The sequence below is a fragment of the Pseudoxanthomonas sp. LH2527 genome (genome assembly GCF_022539275.1).
GTDB lineage: Bacteria > Pseudomonadota > Gammaproteobacteria > Xanthomonadales > Xanthomonadaceae > Pseudoxanthomonas_A.
In genome coordinates, this window is record NZ_JAKZBW010000031.1 from 1 (window position 1) to 22,858 (window position 22,858).

At 69.0% G+C, this 22,858-nt stretch carries 21 protein-coding genes; 3 read left to right on the forward strand and 18 right to left on the reverse strand.

Annotated elements, in window-relative coordinates; translation table 11 throughout:
• Positions 1-24: 24 nt before the first annotated feature.
• From MMG85_RS15380 to MMG85_RS15450, 15 genes are all read right to left on the reverse strand, one after another.
• The gene (locus MMG85_RS15380) at positions 25-435 is read right to left on the reverse strand and encodes a hypothetical protein (protein ID WP_241046828.1); all 411 of its coding nucleotides are present in this window, start codon (positions 433-435) and stop codon (positions 25-27) included.
• A 139-nt stretch (positions 436-574) separates the two neighbouring features.
• The gene (gene rnhB, locus MMG85_RS15385; protein ID WP_241046829.1) at positions 575-1,180 is read right to left on the reverse strand and encodes a ribonuclease HII; all 606 of its coding nucleotides are present in this window, start codon (positions 1,178-1,180) and stop codon (positions 575-577) included.
• Between the two features lie 147 nt (positions 1,181-1,327).
• Positions 1,328-2,569: a lipid-A-disaccharide synthase gene (gene lpxB, locus MMG85_RS15390; RefSeq protein ID WP_241046865.1), complete on the reverse strand. Its 1,242-nt coding sequence runs from the start codon at positions 2,567-2,569 to the stop codon at positions 1,328-1,330.
• A 23-nt stretch (positions 2,570-2,592) separates the two neighbouring features.
• Positions 2,593-3,381: an acyl-ACP--UDP-N-acetylglucosamine O-acyltransferase gene (lpxA, locus tag MMG85_RS15395; protein ID WP_241046830.1), complete on the reverse strand. Its 789-nt coding sequence runs from the start codon at positions 3,379-3,381 to the stop codon at positions 2,593-2,595.
• Position 3,382: 1 nt separating this feature from the next.
• Entirely contained in the window at positions 3,383-3,838 is a 456-nt protein-coding gene (gene fabZ / locus MMG85_RS15400; RefSeq protein ID WP_055935832.1) for a 3-hydroxyacyl-ACP dehydratase FabZ, read from the reverse strand.
• Positions 3,838-4,857: a UDP-3-O-(3-hydroxymyristoyl)glucosamine N-acyltransferase gene (gene lpxD, locus MMG85_RS15405; RefSeq protein ID WP_241046831.1), complete on the reverse strand. Its 1,020-nt coding sequence runs from the start codon at positions 4,855-4,857 to the stop codon at positions 3,838-3,840. The genes fabZ and lpxD overlap by 1 nt, the downstream gene beginning before the upstream one ends.
• 116 nt (positions 4,858-4,973) lie before the next feature.
• Positions 4,974-7,454, reverse strand: a complete 2,481-nt coding sequence (gene bamA / locus MMG85_RS15410; protein WP_241046832.1) for an outer membrane protein assembly factor BamA — start codon at positions 7,452-7,454, stop codon at positions 4,974-4,976.
• Between the two features lie 122 nt (positions 7,455-7,576).
• Entirely contained in the window at positions 7,577-8,953 is a 1,377-nt protein-coding gene (gene rseP / locus MMG85_RS15415; RefSeq protein ID WP_241046833.1) for an RIP metalloprotease RseP, read from the reverse strand.
• 13 nt (positions 8,954-8,966) lie between these two features.
• Positions 8,967-10,154: a 1-deoxy-D-xylulose-5-phosphate reductoisomerase gene (locus MMG85_RS15420; RefSeq protein ID WP_241046834.1), complete on the reverse strand. Its 1,188-nt coding sequence runs from the start codon at positions 10,152-10,154 to the stop codon at positions 8,967-8,969.
• 2 nt (positions 10,155-10,156) lie between these two features.
• Positions 10,157-11,023 (reverse strand): phosphatidate cytidylyltransferase, encoded by an 867-nt coding sequence (locus MMG85_RS15425; protein ID WP_241046835.1) that lies wholly within the window; start codon positions 11,021-11,023, stop codon positions 10,157-10,159.
• 13 nt (positions 11,024-11,036) lie between these two features.
• A complete protein-coding gene (uppS, locus tag MMG85_RS15430; protein WP_241046836.1) occupies positions 11,037-11,795 on the reverse strand; it encodes a polyprenyl diphosphate synthase in 759 nt (252 codons plus the stop codon).
• Between the two features lie 8 nt (positions 11,796-11,803).
• Positions 11,804-12,361 (reverse strand): ribosome recycling factor, encoded by a 558-nt coding sequence (gene frr, locus MMG85_RS15435; protein WP_055935814.1) that lies wholly within the window; start codon positions 12,359-12,361, stop codon positions 11,804-11,806.
• A 77-nt stretch (positions 12,362-12,438) separates the two neighbouring features.
• Positions 12,439-13,368 carry a cation diffusion facilitator family transporter gene (locus tag MMG85_RS15440; protein ID WP_241046837.1) on the reverse strand — a complete coding sequence of 310 codons (930 nt, stop codon included), beginning with the start codon at positions 13,366-13,368 and terminating at the stop codon, positions 12,439-12,441.
• 200 nt (positions 13,369-13,568) lie between these two features.
• Complete coding sequence (gene pyrH, locus MMG85_RS15445; protein WP_055935806.1) at positions 13,569-14,294, reverse strand: UMP kinase; 726 nt, start codon at positions 14,292-14,294, stop codon at positions 13,569-13,571.
• Positions 14,295-14,345: 51 nt separating this feature from the next.
• Positions 14,346-14,705 carry a cupin domain-containing protein gene (locus tag MMG85_RS15450; protein ID WP_241046838.1) on the reverse strand — a complete coding sequence of 120 codons (360 nt, stop codon included), beginning with the start codon at positions 14,703-14,705 and terminating at the stop codon, positions 14,346-14,348.
• Positions 14,706-14,770: 65 nt separating this feature from the next.
• On the opposite strand from MMG85_RS15450, the gene MMG85_RS15455 reads away from it, so the two are divergent.
• A complete protein-coding gene (locus MMG85_RS15455) occupies positions 14,771-15,466 on the forward strand; it encodes an AIM24 family protein (RefSeq protein WP_055935800.1) in 696 nt (231 codons plus the stop codon).
• A gap of 24 nt (positions 15,467-15,490) precedes the next feature.
• Here MMG85_RS15455 and MMG85_RS15460 read toward each other — a convergent pair whose 3' ends face one another.
• The 3 genes from MMG85_RS15460 to rpsB all read right to left on the reverse strand — a co-directional run bounded on the left by MMG85_RS15460 (position 15,491) and on the right by rpsB (position 19,103).
• Positions 15,491-16,984, reverse strand: a complete 1,494-nt coding sequence (locus tag MMG85_RS15460; RefSeq protein WP_241046839.1) for a GGDEF domain-containing protein — start codon at positions 16,982-16,984, stop codon at positions 15,491-15,493.
• 217 nt (positions 16,985-17,201) lie between these two features.
• Positions 17,202-18,080 carry a translation elongation factor Ts gene (gene tsf / locus MMG85_RS15465; RefSeq protein ID WP_241046840.1) on the reverse strand — a complete coding sequence of 293 codons (879 nt, stop codon included), beginning with the start codon at positions 18,078-18,080 and terminating at the stop codon, positions 17,202-17,204.
• Positions 18,081-18,299: 219 nt separating this feature from the next.
• Positions 18,300-19,103: a 30S ribosomal protein S2 gene (gene rpsB, locus MMG85_RS15470; RefSeq protein ID WP_241046841.1), complete on the reverse strand. Its 804-nt coding sequence runs from the start codon at positions 19,101-19,103 to the stop codon at positions 18,300-18,302.
• 321 nt (positions 19,104-19,424) lie between these two features.
• On the opposite strand from rpsB, the gene map reads away from it, so the two are divergent.
• Complete coding sequence (gene map / locus MMG85_RS15475) at positions 19,425-20,201, forward strand: type I methionyl aminopeptidase (RefSeq protein WP_055935787.1); 777 nt, start codon at positions 19,425-19,427, stop codon at positions 20,199-20,201.
• Positions 20,202-20,245: 44 nt separating this feature from the next.
• Positions 20,246-22,840, forward strand: a complete 2,595-nt coding sequence (gene glnD, locus MMG85_RS15480; RefSeq protein ID WP_241046866.1) for a [protein-PII] uridylyltransferase — start codon at positions 20,246-20,248, stop codon at positions 22,838-22,840.
• Positions 22,841-22,858: the final 18 nt, after the last annotated feature.

Here is a 22,858-nt window from a genome sequence, read left to right on the forward strand (position 1 = left end):
CGGCGGCATGGGCCGCGCCGTGATTCAGTGGATGCGGAACATCGGCACCGCTTCGGGGGCGTAACTGCCCAGCCGGACCTGCCGCAGGTGCGATTCCAGCGCGGCCTCGGCCATGCGGGCGGCTTCCCAGTCGGCGCGGGTGTACTGCAGCGCCTCGGGCGGGCATCCGCGCAGCTGCGCTTCGAGGTTCCGCAGGCGGCGGAAGTCCAGGTAGCGCGCCGTTTCGTCGGCGACCAGCAGCCAGGTGGCTTCGTCGAGGGCGCCGCCGCCGGGCGCACTCAGCCGCGCCAGCGCCTGCTGCAGGGCCGCGCGCAGGAAGGAGGCCTGCGACCAGTCGCGGTCGACCAGCAGGCTGCGCAGCAGCTGCACGCGCGCGTCGTCGAGGGAGTGTGGGGCGGTGGACGGGGAGGGGATGACGGTGTTCAGCAGTGGCATGGCGCACCTCGTGGGGGAAGAGGGCTCCCGCGCGGGGGCGGGCGCGGGATGCAGGACCATGCTGCCCGCGCGGTGCAACCGGCGCGCCTGCTGGAAGCCATCGTGACCATGGGCACCGTGCCGATGGTCATCCGCCGCGTCAGCGCCGGTCGAGCACCTTGCGCACGGGCGCAAAACTGCGGCGGTGATGCGCGCAGGGGCCATGCGCGGCCAGCGCGGACAGATGCGCGGGCGTGGGATAGCCCTTGTGCACGTCGAACCCGTACTGCGGAAACGCCGCGTGCAGCCGCACCATCAGGCGATCGCGCGATACTTTCGCCAGGATCGAGGCGGCCATGATCGCCGGTTCGATGGCATCACCGCCGACCAGCGTCTCCGCCATGCAGTCGAGTCCCTTCGGCGCGCGGTTGCCGTCGATGCGGACCAGGTCCGGCAGCGGCCGCAATGCGGCGATCGCGCGCCGCATGCCTTCCAGCGTGGCCTGCAGGATGTTGAGACGGTCGATCTCGTCGGGCTCGACGAACACGACGTGCCAGGCGAGCGCGCGCTCCTGGATCAGCGGGAACAGCGCCTCGCGCTTCGCTTCGCTGAGCTGCTTGGAGTCGTTCAAACCGTCGATGGGGCGCGATGCGTCCAGGATCACCGCGGCGACGGCGACCGGGCCGGCGAGAGGACCGCGCCCTGCTTCGTCCACACCGGCAACGAGGCGGACGACGGGATCGGGGAACAGAGACGCCGAGGTCATGGTGCGATGCTCCCGGTAGGAGCGACGTGAGTCGCGACCGCGGAAACAACATCCACGCGGATTTCGCCCAAGGCATGAACGGGCGCGGAGGAGCGTTGTCCGTCGGGCGATGATGACGTAGCGGGAGTCATGGTGACCGGTCGCGACTCACGTCGCTCCTACAGAGGAGGCGATCAAATCCGAGACTGCCTCGGCCGCTTTCGCCGAGGCATCCTTGCGCAACTGCTCATGCAGCCGCAGGTAGGTGGGCTGCAGGGCATCGACCGCCGCGGGTTCGCGGAACCAGCGCAGGATGGCTGCAGACAATTGCTCGGGCGTGCAGTCGTCCTGCATCAGTTCGGGCGCGATGTCTTCGCCGGCCAGTACGTTCGGCAGCGCGTAACGCTCCACCTTCAACATCCCCAGGCCCTTGACGATGCGGTATGTCAGAGGCGCGATGCGGTAGCCCACCACCATCGGCCGCTTGCACAGCATCGCTTCCAGCGTCGCCGTGCCGGAGGCGAGCAGCACCACGTCGCTGGCGATCATCGCGTCGCGCGCGCGCCCGTCGAGCAGGTGCCACGCGCTGCCGGCCCCGTGCGCGGCGAACTGCGTTTCCAGCGCCTGGCGACAGGCGGCATTGGCGGCGGGCACCACGATCTGCACGCCCGGTATCTCGGCGGCCACGCGGCGTGCGGCCTCGAAGAAGGCCGGTGCCAGCCGGCCGATCTCGCCGAGCCGGCTGCCGGGCAGTACGGCGAGTATCGGCGCATCGGCCGGCAGGCCGAGCGCCATGCGAGCCGTAGCACGATCCGGTTGCAAGGGAATCTCGTCCGCCATCGGATGGCCGACAAAGCGCGCATCGACCGCATGGCGCGCATAGATCGGCGGTTCCATCGGGAACAGGCAGAGCACGCGGTCGGCGCTGTGGCCGATCTTTTCGGCGCGCTTCTCGCGCCATGCCCAGACCGACGGACTGACGTAGTGCACGGTGCGCACGCCGCGCGCCTTCAGCCAGCGCTCGATGCCCAGATTGAAGTCCGGCGCATCGATGCCGACGTAGACGTCGGGCTTCCAGTCCAGCACGCGCTGGCGGAACGCCTTGCGCAGGCCGAGCAGGCGCGGCAGGTGGCGCAGCACTTCGGCCAGGCCCATCACCGCCAGTTCGTTCGCGTCGAACCAGGTGTCGCAGCCCGCGGCGCGCATCGCGTCGCCACCGATGCCGGCGAATTCGGCGTTCGGAAAGCGCGCCTTCAGTGCGGCGATCAGGCCGGCGCCGAGTCCGTCGCCGGAGGCTTCGCCGGCGCACAGCGCGATGCGTATGCCACGCGTGGCGGGAATCGGGAAGGGGGAAGGGGTGAGGGAGGAGGCGAGGGGCGTGGACGGAGAGCCGGCCTGCCCATTCCCGATGCCCTCTCCCTGATTCCCGGCACTCACCGCTGCAACGGCCGGTCGCCGCTTTCGATGAACTGCAGCAGCGCCTTCACGTCGTCGCTGGCCTGCGCCTGTTCGGCCAACTGCTGCCTGGCTTCGGCCAGCGGCAGGCCGGCGACGTACAGCGTGCGGTAGGCGCGTTTGATGGCGGCGATGCGGTCGGCGTCGAAGCCGCGCCGCTTGAGGCCTTCGCTGTTGATGCCGCGCGGCCGGCCGGCCGCGTCGCCGGCGACCATGGTGAAGGGCGGCACGTCGCCGCTCAGCAGCACACCCATGCCGATGAACGCATGCGCGCCCACGCGGCAGAACTGGTGCACGCCGGCGAAGCCGCTCATGATCACCCAGTCCTCCACGGTCACGTGGCCGGCCAGCGTGGAGTTGTTGGAAAACACGCAGTGGTTGCCGACGATGCAGTCGTGCGCCACGTGCGTGTAGGCGAGCAGCATGTTGTCGCTGCCCACGCGGGTGATGCCGCCACCAGTGCCGGTGCCGCGGTTGAGGGTGACGAACTCGCGCACCTGGTTGCGGTCGCCGATCACCAGCTCGACGCGCTCGCCCTTGAACTTCTTGTCCTGCGGATCGCCGCCGATGGCGGCATGGCCGACGAAATGGTTGTCGCGGCCGATGCGGGTGGGGCCGGTGACGCTGCAGTGCGGACCGATCACCGTGCCGTCACCGATCTCGACCTCCGGACCGACATAGGCGAACGGTCCGATGCGCACGCCTTCGCCCAGCACCGCACCGGGGTCGACGACCGCGCTGGGATGGATGGCGGTGGGGGCGCTCATCTCAGCGGGTGTCCTCGGCGCACAGCACGTCGGCGCAGGCGACCTGCTCGCCATTGACCGAGGCCACGCCGGTGTAGAAGGCCATGTTGCGGATCAGGCGCTTCAGCGTGACGTCCAGGTCCAAGCGGTCGCCGGGCACCACCATGCGGGTGAAGCGGGCGTTTTCCACCTTCACCATGTAGAACATGCGGCCCGCCGTATCGCCCTGGTGCGACAGCTGGGTCAGCAGGCCGCCGGCCTGCGCCAGCGCCTCGATGATCAGCACGCCCGGCATGATCGGACGGTCCGGGAAGTGGCCGGTGAAGAACGGCTCGTTCTGGGTGATGTTCTTGTAGGCCAGCACGCGCTTGTCCTTCTCGAACTCCACCACGCGGTCCACCAACAGGAACGGGTAGCGGTGCGGCAGCAGCTTGCGGATGGTGGCCGCGTCGACGGGCAGTTGCAGGTCCAGGGTCATCAGTTTTCCTTGTCGGCCGCCAGCACGCGTCGTGCCAAGGCGTCCAGTTGCTTGAAGCGGGCGGCGTTCTTGCGCCAGGTACGGTTGTCGGTCAGCGGGGTGCCGCTGGAGTATTCGCCGGGCTCGGTGATCGAGCTGGTCACCAGCGACATGGCGGTGACCACCACGCGATCGCAGATCTCCAGGTGTCCCAGCACGCCGGCGGCGCCGCCGATCAGGCAGTAGCGGCCGATGCGCGCGCTGCCGGCGGCGGCGCTGCAGCCGGCCATCGCGGTGTGCGCGCCGATGCGCACGTTGTGGCCGATCTGGATCTGGTTGTCGAGGCGGACGTCTTCTTCCAGCACCGTGTCGTCCAGCGCACCGCGGTCGATGGTGGTGTTGGCGCCGATCTCGCAGTCATCGCCCACCACCACGCCGCCCAGCTGCGGCACCTTGATCCAGTGGCCGCTGTCCATCGCCAGGCCGAAGCCGTCGGCGCCGATCACGGCGCCCGGATGCACCAGCACGCGCTGGCCCAGGCGCACGCGGGTGACCAGGGTGACGCGCGCGACCAGTTCGCAGCCCTCGCCGACCACGCAGTCGTCGCCGATCACGCAGCCCGGACCGATCACGCTGCCTTCGCCGATGACGCTGCGTGCACCGACCATGACGAACGGGCCCACATGGGCACTCGGCGCGACGCGCGCGCTCGGATCGATGACGGCGCTCGGATGGATGCCAGCCTCGCGGACCGGCTTGCGTTCGAACAACGCCGCCATCTTGGCGAACGCGGTGTAGGGATCCTTCGCGACCAGCACGGCGCCGGTGGCGTCGGCGGCATCCTCCGCGCGCAGCACCACCAGGCTGGCGCGACTGTCCGCCAACTGCGCGCGGTAGCGACTGTTGGCCAGGAAGGCGAGCTGCCCCGGTTCGGCACGCGCCAGCGTGGCCACGCCGTCGATGCGCAGGCCTGCATCGCCGCGCAGGTCCAGGCCGAAGCGGTCGGCCAGTTCGCCGGAGGTGAAGGAAGGAGGGATCATAGGCCGCGTAGTTTAGCCCCTGACGTCCCAGAACCGCTTCCACGGGGGCGTATGGTGGACAGCAGAAGGGGGGCTTCCGCCCCCCTTCGTGCCACCCGGATCGCGCAAACCTGCGGTCAGAAGCCGCCGCCGAAGGTGAACTGCAGGCGTTCGACCTCGTCGTCGTCTTCCTTCCTGAGCGGGAAGGCGTAGCTGATCGAGATCGGGCCGACCGGCGCGCGCCACAGCAGCGCCACGCCCGCAGACGCGCGCAGCTCGCCGGCGTCGAAGTTGTCCACGCCGTCGAACACGTTGCCGAAGTCGAAGAACGCCGAGACGCGGGCCGCATTGGAGTCGAACAGCTTCGGGAAGATCAGCTCCACCGAACCGGTGGTCTTCAGTGAGCCGCCCAGCGGCTGGCCACGGAAGCCGGAGATGACTTCCGAGCGCGGACCCAGCGTGTTGTCGCGGAAGCCGCGCACCGACCGCGTACCGCCGGCATAGAAGTTCTCGAAGAACGGCAGGCCGGTGGCCACCAGCGTCCGCTGCAGCGTGCCGCCATCGGCACAGGTGCCATCAGCCGAAGGCGTGCCAGAGTTCGGCTGGCCCGGAATCTGCGGGTCCGATCCGTTCACGCGGCAGATGTAGCGGTAGATGTCGTCGCCGTAGCTGTCGCCGTAGCCGAGTTCGGCACGGGTGTTCAGCACGAACGCCGGGCTGAGCGACCAGTACTTGGAGAACTCGTAGTTGAGCTTGTAGTACTGCACGGTGGACCCGGGCAGCGCGACCTCGGCGGAGACGCGCTGGTAGGTGCCGCCGGTCGGCATGAAGTAGTCGTTGCGGGTGTCGCGCGCCCAGCCCACTTCGGCACGCCAGGCGTGGAAGGTGCGCTGGCCGACGGCATCGATGTAATCGATGATCGTCTGCGGGGTGGAGCCGCCGAAGGTCAGGATCTCGTTGCTGTCGATGCCGAACAGCAGCGAGACGGTGTCGTTCTCGGTGATCGGCAGGCCCAGGATGCCCTGCGCGGCCGCGCTGGTGGTGGAGTACTGGGCGGTGTTGAAGTCCGAGTAGTCGAACTCGCGCCACCACAGGTTGTAGCCCAGCGACATGCCTTCGTCGGTGAAGAACGGATTGGTGTACGAGAACGAATAGCGCTGCAGGTAGTCGCTGCGCTGCGCTTCGACCGACACGCGGTTGCCGCCGCCCAGGAAGTTGTTCTGCGACAGTTGGATCGAGGTGGTCAGGCCGGACAGCTGCGAGTAGCCCAGGCCGAACACGAAGCTGCCCGAGGTGGTTTCCTTGACGTTGAAGACCACGTCGACCTGGTCGTTGGTGCCCGGGACCGGCGTGGTTTCCACGTCGACCGTTTCGAAATAGCCCAGGCGGCGCAGGCGCACGCGCGAGCGGTCCACGGCGACCTGCGAGAACCAGCTGCCCTCGAACTGGCGCATCTCGCGGCGCAGGACCTCGTCGGAGGTGCGGGTGTTGCCCTTGAACACGATGCGGCGCACGTTGACGCGCGGGCCCGGCACCACCTGCAGGTTGATCGCGACGGTGCGGTTCTCGCGGTCGACGGTGGGGATCGGGTTGACCTGCGCGAAGGCGTGGCCGATGTTGCCCAGCGTGGCGGTGATCGAGTCGGCCGTCATTTCCAGCAGGATGCGCGAGAACGTCTGCTCCGGCTTGACGATCACCAGCTTCTCGATCTCTTCCTTCGGCAGCACCGTGTCGCCGGTGACCTTGACGTCGGAAATCTTGTACTGCTCGCCTTCGGTGATGCCGGCGGTGATGAACATGTCGCGCTTGTCGGGACTGATCGACACCTGGGTGGAGTCGATGTTGAAGTCCACGTAGCCGCGGTCGAGGTACCAGGAATTCAGGCGCTCCATGTCGCCGGACAGCTTTTCCTTCGAGTACTGGTCATCGCGGCGGTACCACGACAGCCAGCTGGATTCCTTGGACTCCCAGTTCTCCAGCAGGTCTTCGGTATCGAACTTCTCGGCGCCGACGACATTGACGTGCTTGATCTTGGCGGCCTTGCCTTCCTTGACCGCGATGGTGACGTCCACGCGGTTGCGGTCCAGCGGGCTGACGGTGGGCGTGATCTCCACGTTGTACTTGCCGCGGTTGTTGTACTGGCGCACCAGTTCCTGCGTCACCCGGTCCAGGCTGAGGCGGTCGAAGGTCTCGCCCTCGGCCAGGCCGATGTCCTTCAGGCCGGACATCAGGTCTTCGGTCTTGATGTCCTTGTTGCCGGTCAGGGTCAGCTTGTTGATCGCCGGGCGCTCGGTGACCGTGACCACGAGGATGTCGCCCTGGCGGTCGAGCTTGACGTCCTCGAAGAAGCCGGTCTTGTACAGCGCGCGGATGGACTCGCCCACGCTGGCGGGCGTGACCGGGTCGCCGCGCTCGATCGGCAGGTAGGTGAGGGCGGTACCCGTCGAGATGCGCTGCAGGCCATCGATGCGGATGTCGGTCGCGGTGAACGAGGCGTTGCTCAGCGGCGCGGCGGCCACGGGCGCGGCAGCGGGTTCCGTCGTCTGGGCCAGTGCCGGCATGGCGATGGCCGAAGCCAGGGCGAGGGCAAGCAGGCGGCGGGAAGGCAGTCGCGTCATCATTACATCCGGTTGGGGTGGTTCCTGCTGTGCAGGAGTGGACCGCAGGGCAGCGGTCCGGGGTGTCGCAAGGGGAGGGGCGGCCACCTTGGAGCGGGCCGGCCCGTGGAAGTTCAGGGGCATCAGGTCACCAGACGCGTCATCAGACGCAGGATGTCGTTGTAGAACGCCAGTCCCATCAGGCCCGCCAGTGCCGCCAGGCCCACGTATTGTCCGGCCACCATGTGGCGCTCGCTCAAGGGGCTGCCCTTGACCAATTCGATAAGGTAATACAGCAGGTGGCCGCCGTCCAAGACGGGGATCGGCAGCAGGTTGATGATGGCCAGGCTCAGGGACATCGCCGCCAGGAACCAGAGGAACCAGTCCGGCCCCCGCTGGGCCGAGACATTGGCGACCTGGGCGATGGTGATCGGGCCGGATACGTTCTTCAGCGAGGCATCGCCGGTCAGCATGCGGCGGATCATGCCCAGCGAGTCCGAGGTCAGCTTGCCGGTCTCGCGCAGGGCGGCCGGGACCGCCGCCAGCGGGCCGAAATGCAGCCGGGCGTCGTACGCCGGCATCTGGATCTTGTCCGGGGGAGCCAGGCCCAGCGCCCAGTAATGGCCCTTGCCGGCCTCGGGGTGCCTGGTCCAGCGCGGCGCCAGTTCGAAGGCGAGCCGCTCGCCGGCACGGTCCACCTCGACCATGGCCGCGCCGCCGCGCTTGCCCAGCGCATCGACCTGGCGGGCGATGTCGTCGAAGCCGTGCACCCGCTGGCCGTCCACGGCGGTCACCGTGTCGCCCACCTTCAGCACGCCATCGGCGACCGAGTCGGGCGTGACCTTGCCGATGGTGGCCGGCGTCACCCAGTGCTGCCAGACCAGTCCGCTGAGGCCGACGGCGTTCTCCTGGTCGAAGCCGGCCGGCAGCCGGGACAGCGCCAAAGTGCGCGTCACCGTGGCGCCCGACGCGGTCTCGACCTGCACGGGCAGGTCGTCGCCATCGATGGCGGCCTTGGTCAGCACGATGGAGGCATCGGTCCAGGTATCGATCACGCGGTCGCCGACCCGGACGATGCGGTCGCCGCGCTGGAAGCCGGCATCGGCGGCGATGCCCGAGACGCTGCCCAGGGTGGCCGAGTAGTCCTGCTTGCCGATCACGAACATCGCCCACAGCAGGATCACGCACAGCAGGATGTTCGCCAGCGGGCCGGCCGCGACCACGGCGATGCGCTGCCAGACGGACTTGCGGTTGAAGGCCTGGTCGAGTTGCGCTGCCGGTACCTCGCCCTCGGCCTCGTCCAGCATCTTGACGTAGCCGCCCAGCGGAATGGCGGCCACCGCGAACTCGGTGCCATGGCGGTCGCTGCGCGACCACAGCGGCTTGCCGAAGCCCACCGAGAAGCGCAACACCTTCACGCCACAGCGGCGCGCCACCCAGTAGTGGCCGAATTCGTGGAACGTGACCAGCACGCCCAGCGCCACGATCATCCACCAGATTGAGCCCAGCACTTCACTCATCGGATGTCGGCGCTCATGCGGAGAGGTGGCTTGCGAGATTGCGGGTGGTCAGCCGGCGTGCCTCGGCGTCCGCCGCCAGCAGCACGTCCAGCGAATCCGCCGGCGCCGCGGGCAGCGCAGCGAGGGCATCCTCGACCAGCGCGGGGATGGATAGGAAACCGATTTGGCCCTGAAGAAAGGCTGAAACTGCGACTTCGTTCGCAGCGTTCAGCACGGCCGGCGCGGTGCCGCCCGCGGCCATGGCGTCCCAGGCCAGCTGCAGGCAGGGGAAGGCGTCGGTGTCCGGCGCCTCGAAATCCAGGCGCGGGTGCTTCAACAGGTCCAGTCCGCCCACGCCCGAGCCGATCCGTTCCGGCCACCCCAGGCCGACCGCCAGCGAGGTGCGCATGTCGGGCAGGCCGAGCTGCGCCAGCGTGGAGCCGTCGACGAATTCCACCAGCGAATGCACCAGGCTCTGCGGATGCACCAGCACGTCCAGCCGTTCGCGGCCGACGCCGAACAGGTGGTGGGCTTCGATCAGCTCCAGCCCCTTGTTCATCAGCGTGGCCGAATCCACCGAGATCTTCGGGCCCATCGACCACTTGGGGTGGGCGACGGCCTGCTCGCGCGTCACCTGCGCCAGGTCGGCGCGGCTGCAACCACGGAACGGACCACCCGACGCGGTCAGCACGATGCGGCTGACGTCGGCCTGAGCCTGTCGTGAACGCAGGCACTGGAAGATGGCGTTGTGTTCGCTGTCGATCGGGATGATCTCGGCGCCTGCGGCGTCCGCGGCGGCGGTCACCAGCTCGCCGGCGAGCACCAGCGACTCCTTGTTGGCCAGCAGCAGGCGCTTGCCCGCGCGCGCCGCGGCCAGCGTGGACGACAGCCCGGCCGCCCCGACGATGGCGGCCACCACGATGTCGCAGTCCGGCGCCGCCACCAGCGTGTCGAGCGCGGCCATGCCGGCGTGGGCGCGCGTGGGCAGGTCGGCCTCGGACAGGCCGTCGCGCAGCCGCGCATACAGGGCTTCGTCGGCAATCACGGCGTCCGCGGGGCGATGCGCCGCGCACAGGGCGAGCAGGGCCTCCACGTTGTTGCCTGCGGCCAGCACGCTGGCGCGGTAACGGTCGGGATGGCGCGCGATGACGTCCAGCGCCGACGCGCCGATCGAGCCGGTCGCGCCCAGGACCGCCACGTTGCGGGGACCATGCTGGGTCATGCTCAGAATCCGAAGACGTCCTTGCCCAGCACGAAGATGGGCAGGGCGGCCAGCACACCATCGATGCGGTCCAGCACGCCGCCGTGGCCCGGGATCAGGTCGCCCGAATCCTTGGCGCCGACATGCCGCTTGAGCAGGCTCTCGAACAGATCGCCGACCACCGAGAAAAGCACCGTGAACACCGCCACCACCAGCACGCCGGGAAGCTGGCCGGCGCCGGCACCGGCGATCAGCCCGCCAATGGCGGCCACCAGCATGCCGGCGGCCAGGCCGCCCAGCAGGCCTTCCAGGGTCTTGTTGGGGCTGATCCGCGGCGCCAGCTTGCGGCCCTTGAACCAGCGCCCGCCGAAGTGGCGACCTGCGAAGTACGCACCGCTGTCGGCAGCCCAGACGATGGCCAGCGCGACGAACAGCCAGGCGGGCCCGTTGGGCTCGTTGTTGTTGTAATGGATCAGCCCCAGCGCGCACCAGGCCGGCACCACGGCCAGCGTACCCGCCGCCAGCTTGAACACGCGGGCCCACGTCTCGTGGTCGGACGCGAAGCTGAAGAAGCGCAGCCACAGCAAGGCCAGCAGCCACCAGACCACCCCGGCCAGCGCCATCAGGCGCAGCGGCACCAGGTCGGTGGCGTCGCCGGAGCCGCGCGAGGCCCACACCAGCGCCACCATCACCAGCAGGTTGGCGGTCAGCAGCACGGTGCGCTGCAGGGTGTCGTCGATTTCGGCGAGCTTGAACCATTCCCACAGCCCGACCAGGAACACCAGCGCGGCCAGCATCGCCAGCCAGCTCGTGGGCAACAGCAGGATGGCGCCGATGGCGAACGGCGCCATGACGAGCGCGGCGATGACACGGGTACGGGTCGCGCTCATGCGGGGCTCGCTTTCATGCGGGGCTGTGCTCGGGGGCGCTGCCGGTGACCTGGGCGCTGGTCAGGCCGAAGCGGCGCTCGCGCTGCGCGAAGTCGTCCAGCGCGCGCTGCAGCAGCGTGGCGTCCAGGTCGGGCCACAGCACGTCGGTGAACCAGAGTTCGGTGTACGCCAGCTGCCACAGCAGGAAATTGCTGATGCGGTGGTCGCCGCCGGTACGGATGAACAGATCGGGCGGCGGCAGGTCGGCCAGCGCGACGTGCGCGCCGAGCGCGGCTTCGTCGATGTCCTCCGGCCGCAGCCGGCCGGCGGCGACCTCGGCCGCCAGCGCGCGCGCCGCCTGCGCGATGTCCTGGCGTCCGCCGTAACTGGCGGCGATGACCAGGTGCAGGCGCAGGTTGTCGCGGGTCAGCGCCTCGGCGGCGTCCATGCGTGCGCGGATGTCGGGCGAAAACCGCGTGCGGTCGCCGATGAAGCGCACCCGCACCTGGCGGCGGTGAAGCTCGTCGACCTCGCGGTCCAGCGCGTTGAGGAACAGCTTCATCAGCGCGCCGACTTCCTCCTCGGGCCGGCCCCAGTTCTCGCTGGAGAACGCGAACAGGGTCAGCGCGCCGATGCCGCGCTCCAGGCAGAAATCGATGCAGGTGTTGACCGCGCGCGCGCCGGCGCGGTGGCCGATCACGCGGGGGCGGCGACGGCGTTCGGCCCAGCGCCCGTTGCCGTCCATGATGACGGCCAGGTGGCGGGGCACGGACGCGGGAACGGCAGGGGACATGGCAGTCCTCAGACCGCCATCAGTTCCTGCTCCTTGGCCTTGACCACGTCATCGACGTCCTTGATGGACTTGTCGGTGAGCTTCTGGATCTCTTCTTCGGTCCGGCGCTCTTCGTCTTCGGTGATCTGCTTGTCCTTCAGTAGGTCCTTGACCTGCTGGTTGGCATCGCGACGGATGTTGCGGATGGCGACCTTGGCATCCTCGCCTTCGCCATGGACCACCTTGGACAGTTCCTTGCGACGCTCCTCGGTGAGGGCGGGCAGGTTCAGGCGGATGGTGGTGCCGGCGGTGTTCGGGGTCAGGCCCAGGTCGGAGGCCAGGATGGCCTTCTCGACCGCGCCGACGATCTGCTTTTCCCACGGGGTGATGGTCAGCGAGCGGGAGTCGGAAACCGACACCGTCGCCACCTGGCTCAGCGGCACGTCGGAGCCGTAGTAGTTGACCTTCAGGTGCTCGACCAGGGCCGTCGACGCGCGGCCGGTGCGGACCTTCACCAGCGTGTGGCGGAGCGCCTCGATGCTCTTGGTCATGCGCGCCTGCGCGTCTTTCTTGATGTCGTTGAGCATCGCCCTTTCCGTTGCAAAGCCTGTAAACGACCGATTATAGGGCGATTCGGGGCCGTTGCCGACCTTCGGTAGACCGGTCAGTGCGAATGATGCGGCGCCGCATCGTGCCGGTCGTGCCCGCAGCCGGTCCCGCGTTCGATCTGCAGGGTGGCGTGATTGACGCCGAAGCGGTCGTCCAGCGCGTGCATGGTGGCATCGAGGAAGGCATCGTGGTCGTCCTCCCGCGCGCGCACCAGGTGCGCGGTCAGGGCGATCTCGTTGGCGCCCAGCGGCCAGATGTGCAGGTGATGCACGGCGGATACGCCGGGCTGGTCCTGCAGGAACGCGCGGACTTCCTCCGGATCCACGCTGCCGGGCACGGCGTCCATGGCGGCGTCGAAACTGTCCCGCAGCAGGCCCCATGACCCCACGGCCACCACCACCGCGATCAGCAGCGCCGTGGCCGGGTCCAGCCACGCCCAGCCCAGCGTGGCCATGCCGACGCCGGCCAGCACGGCGGCCAGCGACACGGCGGCATCGGCCAGCAGGTGGAGGAAGGCTCCGCGCTTGTTGAGGTCGTGCGCATGGCCGTCCTTGACCAGCCAGGCGGCGCCCAGGTTGACCAGGATGCCCAACGAGGCGATCACGATGACGGGCGTGGCGGGGATCTCGGGCGGCGCGCTGAAGCGCCGGAAGGCCTCCCAGCCCAGCGCACCGGAAAAGACCATCAGCAGCACCGCGTTGGCCAGCGGCGACAGCAGGGTGGCGCGACGCCAGCCGTAGGTGTGTCGGCCGCGCGGTGGCCTGCCGGCGAGCGCGGCCGCGCCCCAGGCCAGCGCAAGGCCCAGCACGTCGCCCAGGTTGTGCAGCGCGTCCGACAGCAGCGTCAGCGAATTGGTGTGGAAGCCGTAGCCCGCCTCGACGACGGTGTAAGCCAGGTTGATCAGCGTGACCCACGCGAACGTGCGCGTGGCCGATGCCTGCGGATGGGCGTGCGCGCCGTGGCCGTGGTGGTGTCCGTGTCCCATGGCGGGCTAGGGTGCCTGTGGCAGTAGGCGAACACTATTACAGGGCGAAAGCGGGGACACGAAACCGCTGTCGCCTATCGACCGTCTGCAGGAGCGGGCCATGCCCGCGATGCTTTTCCGCACGCTGATCGAACAGCGTCGCGCGCCCCCATCCCGTCAGGGCACGAAGGGCACCTCTGCGGGAGACGGCGCGTTTTGCGTCAGCCGCGGCCTTTCACCAGCGTGCCCACGTGTTCGCCACGCAGGATGCGCATCAGGTTGCCGGGCACCGACAGGTCGTAGATGCGCAGCGGCACGTCGCTGTCGCGGCACAGCGCGAACGCGGCCGTGTCCATCACCTGCAGGTCGCGGGCGAGGACTTCGTCGTAGGTCAGCTGGTCGAAGCGGACGGCGTCGGCGTGCTTGCTGGGGTCCTTGTCGTAGACGCCGTCCACCTTGGTCGCCTTCAGCAGCAGGTCCGCGCCGATCTCGATGGCGCGCAGGGCGGCGCCGGAGTCGGTGGTGAAGAACGGGTTGCCGGTGCCGGCCGCGAAAATCGCGATGCGGCCCTTTTCCAGATGGCGGATGGCGCGGCGGCGGATGTAGTCCTCGCACACGTCGTTGATCTTGATGGCGCTCATCACGCGGCACTTGGCGCCGAGCTTTTCCAGCGCGTCCTGCATGGCCAGCGCGTTGATGACCGTGGCCAGCATGCCCATCTGGTCGCCGGTGACGCGGTCCATGCCGCCGGCCGCCAGGCCGGCGCCGCGGAAGATGTTGCCGCCGCCGATCACCAGGCCCACCTCGGCCCCGGCATCGCGCGCTTCGATGATCTCGCGGGCAATGCGGGTGATGACGGCCGGGTCGATGCCGTAATCCTCGGCCCCCATCAGCGCCTCGCCGGACAGTTTGAGCAGGATGCGGCGATAGGCAAGGGGAGCGGGCATGGGGGTCTCGGCGTGGGGGCAAACGCGGCAATTCTAGCCGAGCGCGCCGCCTCAGTCGCCGGGTTCGTAGATCGCGTAGAGCTTGCGCGCGGCTTCCAGCACCTCCCACGTGCCGCTGAAACCGGCCGGCACCACGAAGCTCTGGCCGGCCTCCAGCACTACCACCTCATCGCCGCCCTCATCGCGCAGGCGCACGCGGCCGCTGAGCAGGTGGCAGAACTCGTGCTCGGTGTAGTGCACGCGCCAGGCGCCCACGTCGCCCTCCCAGACGCCGCAATGGAACCTCTCGTCCTGCGACGAGTAGGCGTTGCCGACTGCCTGCGTCGGCTGCCCGGCCACCAGGCGATCGGCGGCGACCGGTGCGCGCGTGGCGGCGTCGGGCGTGTGCGGCACGGGAACGATGCGGGGCATGGGCGGCACCTCGGGTTGGGGCCGCTATCATGGCCGTCCCCATCGGCAGCCATCAAGGAACGGTCATGAGCGTGCGCACCCTGCAGGAATTCCTCGCCTCCTCCCGCGAAAAGGACGCCAGCCCGGAAGCCTTCGAGCTGGAGAGCCCGCACCTGCTCGAAGTGCGATTGAACGGCCTGGTCTGGGCCAAGGCCGGTGCGATGGTGGCGCGCAAGGGTGCGGTGAAGTTCACCCGCCAGGGCGTGCTGGAACAGGGCCTTGGCAACCTGCTGAAGAAGGCGGTCAGCGGCGAGGGCATGCAGCTGATGAAGATCGAAGGCCAGGGCCGCGTCTACCTGGCCGACGCCGGCAAGCGGATCACCCTGCTGCGGCTGGCCGGCGAGGCCATCTTCGTCAACGGCAACGACGTGCTGGCGACCGAGTCGGGCATCGAAAGCCGCATCACGATGATGCGCAAGGTCGCCGGCATGCTGTCGGGCGGCCTGTTCAACGTGCGCCTGAGTGGGCACGGCATCGTCGCCATCACCTCCCACTACGAGCCGCTGACGCTGCCGGTGAATGCGCAGACCGGACCGGTGTTCACCGATCCGAACGCCACCGTGGCGTGGTCGGGTGGCCTGACGCCGGAAATCATCACCGACATCTCGCTGGGGACGCTGCTGGGCCGTGGATCCGGCGAGAGCATCCAGCTGCGGTTCGCGGGCGACGGCTGGGTGGTCGTGCAGCCGTACGAAGAAGTCGCGCTGCAGCCGCGGCAGTAACCGACGCAGTAACCGTCGCGCAGGTCAGTTGCCGACGGCGCCCACCGAGACGCGGTTGCGGCCTTGCCGCTTGGCGCCATACAGCGCTTCGTCGGCGGCCCGCAGCAGGTCGTCGACGTGGCGGAACTGTTCCAGCGCGCCCTGCGTGGCCAGGCCGGCGGAGAAGGTGATGTGCAGCGGCTGGCCGTTGACGTGGGCCATCGCGGCGCCGGCGACCTCGGACAGGATGCGGCGCACCACATGGACCGCGGCGTCTTCGTTGATGCCCGGCAGCACGACCAGGAATTCCTCGCCGCCATAGCGGGCGACCACGTCGCTGCTGCGCACGTGCCGCATCAGCGACTTGGCGAAATTGCGCAGCACTTCGTCGCCGACCAGGTGGCCCCAGCGGTCGTTGACCTGCTTGAAGTCGTCCAGGTCGATGAAGGCGATCGACAGCGGCCAGCCGTGGCGGGTGGCGGCGTCGAACTCTTTCTCCAGCACTTCTTCCAGCTGGTTGCGGTTGTAGGCGCCGGTCAGCGGATCGCGGCGGACTTCTTCGGCCAGGCGGCGCGCGCGGTCCTCGTGTTCGTCGGCGTCCTTGCGCGCGCGTGCGGCTTCCTGGATCTCGCGCAGGTTGCGTACCACCAGCAACTCGCGCGCCTGGTCCAGCAGTGCCTGGATGCGCGCGGGCGGCGCGGGCGGGACGTCGAACATCGCGCAGACCTCGGGCAGCGCGGTGATCATGTCCTCGGTCAGCGCGAGGAAGGCGGCATAGTCCATGCCCAGCCGCGTGGCGACCTGCAGGGCGGCCTTGCGATGCGCTTCTTCGGTGCGGGCTTCGTCAGTGCCGGCGATCCAGATGTCGGCGACATGACCGGACACCGCGACGCAGGCATTGAACGTGGTGTCCGACGCGGACGCTTCGCTCTCCAGGATCGCCTCGCGCAGCAGGGCCGGCAGGTTCCACTGCCGCGCCAGCCAGCCGCCCACGGCCGCGTGGTCGCAGCCCAGCCACTCGCGTTCTGCCGCCAGCAGGGCGGCATTGTCCTGGGTGCGCTCGACCAGGTGCGCATACTCGTCGCCCAGCACTTCCAGCAGGGCCAGCATGCCGATGTCCTGCAGCAGGCCGGCCAGCATCAGTTCCTCGGCCTTGCGCATGCCGGCGTGCTGGCCGAGCAGGCGGCACGCCAGCGCGGCGATCACGCTGCGACGCCAGACGCGTTCCTGCGCGGCCGGATGGGTGCCGGTGCCGCAGCGCGTCAGCGAAAACCCCAGCGCCAGCGTCAGCGTGGCATTCAGGCCGAGCACCGTGAGCGCCTGCGACAGGTTCTCCACGCGGCGACGGCTGGCGTAGAGCGGGGAATTGGCGATGCGCAGCATGCGCGCGCTCAGCGCGGCGTCCAGACCGATCGTGTCGGCAGCGGTCGCCATCACCACCTCGGGGTCCTGCGCCAGCTCGATGATGCGCAATGCCACGCCCGGCGGGCTTGGCAGGTTGCGGCAATTCGACAACTGGGATTCGAGTTCGGGACGCATCCGAGGGCGGTACGCAGGAAGTGGGCGGGCGGGATGCCAGCAAGGCGTGACGGAGTGTCAGCTTTGTAGAAAGTTTCGGCGCGGACAGCGCGAACTTTAGCCAGCGGCGACGAACGGTCGCGGCAGGTGCATCGCCTTATTCCTTCGCACGCGCTGCCGGAAACAGGAAAGCCGCGGTTTCCCGCGGCTTTCCCGGTGCAGCGCAGGGCGCGTTGGCTTACGCCAGGCCGGCCTGCTTCATCACTTCGGCGGCGTAGTCTTCCACCACCTTCTCGATGCCTTCGCCGACCACCAGGCGCTGGAAGCCGACCACGTCGGCGCCGGCGGCCTTGACCACCTGCTCGACCGACTTGTCGCTGTCCAGCACGTACGGCTGGCCGTACAGGGTGACTTCGTTGACGATCTTGTTGATCTTGCCGGAGATAATCTTCTCCAGGATGTCGGCCGGCTTGGCCTTGTCCTTGTCGGACATCTTGGCCAGCTCGATTTCCTTTTCCTTCGCCACGAACTCGGCCGGCACGTCGGCGGCCTTGTTGTGCGGGGGGTTCATCGCGGCGATGTGCATCGCCAGGCCGCGGGCCAGTTCGGCGTCGCCGCCCTTGACCTCGACCAGCACGCCGATCTTGCCGCCGTGCACGTAGGCGGCCACGTTGTGGGCGCTGTCGATGGCGACCAGGCGACGGATCTGCATGTTCTCGCCCAGCTTGGCGATGGCGGCGGCGCGGGCTTCCTCGACGGTCTCGCCCGAGGCCAGCTTGGCGCTCTTCAGCGCTTCCACATCGGCGGCGCCCGAGGTCAGCGCGGCCTGCGCGATGGCGTCGGTGAAGGCGATGAAGTTGGCGTCCTTGGCGACGAAGTCGGTCTCGGAGTTGATCTCGACCAGCACGGCCTTGCCGCCGTCCTGGGCCACGGCCACGCGGCCTTCGGCGGTGACGCGGTCGGCCTTCTTGTCGGCCTTGGCCAGACCCGACTTGCGCAGCCACTCGGCGGCAGCGTCGATGTCGGCGTTGTTCTCGGTGAGCGCCTTCTTGCACTCCATCATGCCGGCGCCGGTGCGCTCGCGCAGTTCCTTGACCAGGGAAGCGGTGATTTCCACGGGATTACCTCTATTTGGATTGGCAAAGCCCCTCTTCCGTCGGGAGAGGGGTTGGGGCGAAGGTCCGGTGGAACCGCGACGCTCGAGGCGTCGACGTGATCACCGCACCCTCATCCGCCCTTCGGGCACCCCCGCCTTCGCGGGGGCAGGCCCTTCCCCCGGGGGGGAAGGAAGAACATGGGCCGCCGCGCAGCATGGCGCGGCGGCATTGCAGCCGGATTACTCGGCGGCGGCTTCGTCGGGCTTCTTGCCGGCAGCCTTCTTGGCCGGGGCGCGACGCGCACCCTTGTCGTCGCCGCCTTCGGCGAACTCGTCCTCGCGCACGGTGGCGGCGTTCGGCTGGGCGGCCTTGCCTTCCAGCACGGCGTCGGCGGCGGCACGGGCGTACAGCTGCACGGCGCGGATGGCGTCGTCGTTGCCGGGGATGGCGTAGTCGACCAGGGCCGGGTCGTAGTTCGAGTCGACCACCGCGATCACCGGGATGCCGAGCTTCTTGGCTTCCTTGATGGCGATGTCTTCATGGCCGATGTCGATGACGAACAGGGCGTCCGGCAGGCGGTTCATTTCCTTGATGCCGCCCAGCGAGGCCAGCAGCTTCTCGCGCTCGCGGCGCAGGCCCAGCACTTCGTGCTTGACCAGCTTCTCGAACGTGCCGTCGGTTTCGGCGGCTTCCAGTTCCTTCAGGCGGGCGACCGACTTCTTCACGGTGGCGAAGTTGGTCAGCGTGCCGCCCAGCCAGCGCTGGGTCATGAACGGCATGCCGCAACGCTCGGCTTCTTCCTTCACCGCCTCGCGCGCGCTGCGCTTGGTGCCCAGGAACAGGATGGTGCCGCGCTTCTGCGCGACGCCCGAGATGAAGTTCATCGCGTCGTTGAACAGCGGAACGGTCTTCTCGAGGTTGATGATGTGGATCTTGCCGCGGGCACCGAAGATGTACGGCGCCATCTTGGGGTTCCAGTAGCGGGTCTGGTGGCCGAAATGGACGCCGGCTTCCAGCATCTGGCGCATGGTGACTTGGGGCATTGCAGTGACTCCATCGAAGGGGAACCCACCGTCCGGGTCAATGGAGGACGGCGCCGGTGAGGGCGGGGTTCCGGGGTTGGGCCTCCCTGCGGCTTCCGTGTCCGAACCCTTCAGCGAAGGGCACCCCGGCACGGGTTGGGGCAGCAGGTGTGGATTCGTCGGTGTCGCCCGACGTGGGCGGTCCGGCCGGGCAGACCCGGGCACGAAGCCGCTGGAGTATAGCGGTCCTGCCCCCGCTGCCGCAAACCGGGCCTGCCTGGCCGGCACGGGCGCCGGGTACGGGCCGTTCAGCCCGGGCGCCAAATGGGGGATAATCGGCCAATGGCCATCCAGCTCAAGACCCCCGAAGACCTCGCCCAGATGCGCATCGCCGGCCGCCTGGCCGCCGAAGTGCTGCAGGTGGTCGCCCCGCACGTGAAGCCGGGCGTGACCACCGCCGAACTGGACCGCATCTGCCACGATCACATCGTCAACGTGCAGAAGGCGATCCCCGCCAACGTGGGCTACAAGGGCTTCCCGGCCACCGTCTGCACCTCGGTCAACAACGTCATCTGCCACGGCATCCCCAGCGAGGCGAAGGTGCTTAAGGACGGCGACATCCTCAACATCGACGTCACCGTCATCAAGGACGGCTGGCACGGCGACACCAGCCGCATGTACCTGGTCGGTACCCCGTCGGTGATGGCCAAGCGGCTGGTGGACACCACCCGCGAGGCGATGTTCCGCGGCATCCGTGCGGTGAAGCCGGGCGCCACCCTGGGCGACGTGGGCCACGCGATCCAGCAGTACGCCGAAGCCGAGCGCTTCAGTGTGGTGCGCGAGTACTGCGGTCACGGCATCGGCAAGGTCTACCACGACGAGCCGCAGGTGCTGCATTACGGTCGTCCCGGCGACGGCGTGGTGCTGAAGCCGGGCATGACCTTCACCATCGAGCCGATGATCAACGAAGGCGCGCGCCATACCCGGGTGCTGCCCGACGGCTGGACCGTGGTGACCAAGGACCGCAAGCTGTCCGCGCAGTGGGAGCACACCGTGGCGGTGACCGAGGACGGCGTCGAGATCCTGACCCGCGTGCCGGGCGACGACAACGACCTGTGAGCGCCACGACAGCCGCGAACGGACAGGCGACGCGGCTTCCGGATATCGGCCCGGACGTCGCCGATGACGCGGACTGGGCAGCGGCGGCGCGTGCGTCGCTGACCAACACCGACGCACGGCTGGACAAGCGCTTCGACCAGGACGACGGCATGGACCGCATCCTCGCGCTGCGCGCGCGGGCGGTCGACCATCTGCTGAAGGACGCCTGGCTGCGCTGCATCCCGGCCGACGCGCCGATGGCGCTGTTCGCGGTGGGTGGCTACGGCCGCGGCGAACTGTTCCCGCATTCAGACGTCGACGTGCTGGTGCTGGCCGCACCGGACGTGCAGCAGGCCCATCACGGCGCGGTGGCGCGGCTGTTCGCCCTGCTGTGGGATGCAGGGCTGCCGATCAGCCACAGCGTGCGCTCGGCGGGCCAGTGCACGGCGGCCGCGGCGGCCGACCAGAGCGTGTTGACCGCGCTGATCGAGGAACGGCTGATCGTCGGCGAGCCGGTCGACGAAGCCCTGCTGATCGATGCCACCGGCGCGGCGCGGGTCTGGCCGCCGCGGGATTTCTTCGTCGCCAAGCGCGAGGAACTGCGCATCCGCCATGCGCGGTTCGGCGACACTTCGGACAACCTGGAACCCAACATCAAGGAAGGCCCCGGCGGCCTGCGCGACCTGCACACGCTGGGCTGGATGGCGTTGCGCACGTTCGGCGTGCGCGACCTGGAAGCGCTGGTCGGGCTGGGCCACCTAGGACACGACGAAGCCGCCGCACTGGCGCGCGAGCGGCGTGCGCTGGGGCGTCTGCGCTACGGCCTGCACCGGGTGGCGAACCGGCCCGAGGAGCGCCTGCGGTTCGATTACCAGAAGACGCTGGCACAGCAGCTGGGCTTCGCCGACGACGCCGAGAGCCTCGGTGTCGAGAAGATGATGCAGGGCTTCTACCGCAGCGCGGCCATCGTGCGGCGGATCAGCGATCGCCTGCTGCAGCGTTTCGAGGAGCAGTTCGACGGCGAAGCGCTGGCCGAACCGCTCGATGACCAGTTCGCCTCGCGCCGCGGCTACCTGGCTGCCCGTCATGGCGACTGGCCGGCGAACGATGTCGGCCAGGTGTTCGCGCTGTTCGCGGTCTGGGCGGCGCATCCGCAGATGCGCGGCCTGCATTCGCGCACCGCGCGCGCGCTGGCCGAATCACTGCCCAGGCTCTCGCCGTATCCCGACGCCACGCGTGCGCAGCGCGACGCCTTCATGGCCCTGTTGCGCGGTCCGCGTGCGGTGGAAACCCTCACCCGCATGGCGCGCCTGGGCGTGCTGGGGCAGTGGATCCCGGCCTTCGCGCGGGTGTCCGGGCGCATGCAGTTCGACCTGTTCCATGTCTACACCGTCGATCAGCACACGCTGATGGTGCTGCGGAACATCGCCGCGTTCGCTGGCGGCCGCGCCGATGAGCGCTTCTCCATCGCGCACGAGGTGTGGCCGCGCCTGCGCAAGCCGGAACTGCTGCTGCTGGCCGGCCTGTTCCACGACATCGCCAAGGGCCGCGGCGGCGACCACTCGGAACTGGGGGCGGTGGATGCGCGCGAGTTCTGCGCGGCGCATGCGCTTAGCGAGGGCGACACCGCGCTGGTGGCCTGGCTGGTGGAGCAGCACCTGCGCATGTCGGTGACGGCGCAGAAGCAGGACATCGCGGACCCCGAGGTCATCCATCGCTTCGCCGCCCTGGTGGGCGATCGCGAGCGTCTCGATTATCTGTACCTGTTGACCTGCGCGGATATCGCCGGCACCAGCCCCAAGCTGTGGAATGCGTGGAAAGACCGCCTGCTGGCCGACCTTTACTTCGCCGCGCGCCGCGTGTTGCGCGAGGGGCTGGAGAATCCGGTGGCGGTCGAGGAGCGGCTCGAGGAGGCGCGCGGCAGCGTACGTGCGCTGCTCGAACTGCAGGGCATGTCGGCAGCGCAGGCCGATGCGCTGTTCACCGCGATGCCGGAGGAAAGCTTCCTGCGCTTCCGTCCGGAACAGCTCGCCTGGCAGACCCAGGCCATCCGCGGTGCCGCCGCTGGCGAAACCCGCGTGCGTGCGCGGCGCATTGCCGACGATGCCGATGCGATCGAGCTGTTCGTCCATTCGCCCGACCGCGATGGCCTGTTCGCCGCCATCCTCGCCACCCTCGACCGCATGGGCTTCGCCATCCATCAGGCGCGCGTGCTGGTCGGCCCGCAGGGCGCGATCTTCGATACGTTCGAACTGCTGCCGGCCGACACCTATGCGCCGCGCGACCCGGACGAGATCGCACGCACGCTGGACGCGGCGCTGTCGCGGCCGCTCGACAGCGTGCGCACCTCCCGCCGCGCCGTGCCGCGCCAGCTCAGGCATTTCCGGTTCGCGCCGCGCATCGAGTTCGGCACCACGCCCGACGGGCGGCGCACCATCCTCGGCCTGGTCGCCCCCGACCGTCCCGGCCTGCTGTCGGACGTGGCCCAGGTGCTGCGCCGGCAGGGCCTGCGCGTGCACGATGCGCGCATCGCCACCTTCGGCGAACGCGCGGAGGACGTGTTCCAGATCACCGACGAACACGACCAGCCGCTGACCGACCCCTCCCTGCAGGACGCGCTGCGCGATGCGCTGCGCGCCGGCCTCGACACTCCCCCCTGATCAGATCCGGCAGAACGT

What these genes read in the sequence shown, in the direction of transcription:
- MMG85_RS15450 (WP_241046838.1), bottom strand. Translation starts at nt 14,705, where the DNA reads ATGCCCCGCATCGTTCCCGTGCCGCACACGCCCGACGCCGCCACGCGC.
- frr (WP_055935814.1), bottom strand. Translation starts at nt 12,361, where the DNA reads ATGCTCAACGACATCAAGAAAGACGCGCAGGCGCGCATGACCAAGAGC.
- MMG85_RS15460 (WP_241046839.1), bottom strand. Translation starts at nt 16,984, where the DNA reads ATGCGTCCCGAACTCGAATCCCAGTTGTCGAATTGCCGCAACCTGCCA.
- uppS (WP_241046836.1), bottom strand. Translation starts at nt 11,795, where the DNA reads ATGTCCCCTGCCGTTCCCGCGTCCGTGCCCCGCCACCTGGCCGTCATC.
- map (WP_055935787.1), top strand. Translation starts at nt 19,425, where the DNA reads ATGGCCATCCAGCTCAAGACCCCCGAAGACCTCGCCCAGATGCGCATC.
- rnhB (WP_241046829.1), bottom strand. Translation starts at nt 1,180, where the DNA reads ATGACCTCGGCGTCTCTGTTCCCCGATCCCGTCGTCCGCCTCGTTGCC.
- rpsB (WP_241046841.1), bottom strand. Translation starts at nt 19,103, where the DNA reads ATGCCCCAAGTCACCATGCGCCAGATGCTGGAAGCCGGCGTCCATTTC.
- MMG85_RS15455 (WP_055935800.1), top strand. Translation starts at nt 14,771, where the DNA reads ATGAGCGTGCGCACCCTGCAGGAATTCCTCGCCTCCTCCCGCGAAAAG.
- pyrH (WP_055935806.1), bottom strand. Translation starts at nt 14,294, where the DNA reads ATGCCCGCTCCCCTTGCCTATCGCCGCATCCTGCTCAAACTGTCCGGC.
- MMG85_RS15380 (WP_241046828.1), bottom strand. Translation starts at nt 435, where the DNA reads ATGCCACTGCTGAACACCGTCATCCCCTCCCCGTCCACCGCCCCACAC.
- lpxA (WP_241046830.1), bottom strand. Translation starts at nt 3,381, where the DNA reads ATGAGCGCCCCCACCGCCATCCATCCCAGCGCGGTCGTCGACCCCGGT.
- MMG85_RS15440 (WP_241046837.1), bottom strand. Translation starts at nt 13,368, where the DNA reads ATGGGACACGGACACCACCACGGCCACGGCGCGCACGCCCATCCGCAG.
- fabZ (WP_055935832.1), bottom strand. Translation starts at nt 3,838, where the DNA reads ATGACCCTGGACCTGCAACTGCCCGTCGACGCGGCCACCATCCGCAAG.
- MMG85_RS15425 (WP_241046835.1), bottom strand. Translation starts at nt 11,023, where the DNA reads ATGAGCGCGACCCGTACCCGTGTCATCGCCGCGCTCGTCATGGCGCCG.
- bamA (WP_241046832.1), bottom strand. Translation starts at nt 7,454, where the DNA reads ATGACGCGACTGCCTTCCCGCCGCCTGCTTGCCCTCGCCCTGGCTTCG.
- rseP (WP_241046833.1), bottom strand. Translation starts at nt 8,953, where the DNA reads ATGAGTGAAGTGCTGGGCTCAATCTGGTGGATGATCGTGGCGCTGGGC.
- MMG85_RS15420 (WP_241046834.1), bottom strand. Translation starts at nt 10,154, where the DNA reads ATGACCCAGCATGGTCCCCGCAACGTGGCGGTCCTGGGCGCGACCGGC.
- lpxD (WP_241046831.1), bottom strand. Translation starts at nt 4,857, where the DNA reads ATGATCCCTCCTTCCTTCACCTCCGGCGAACTGGCCGACCGCTTCGGC.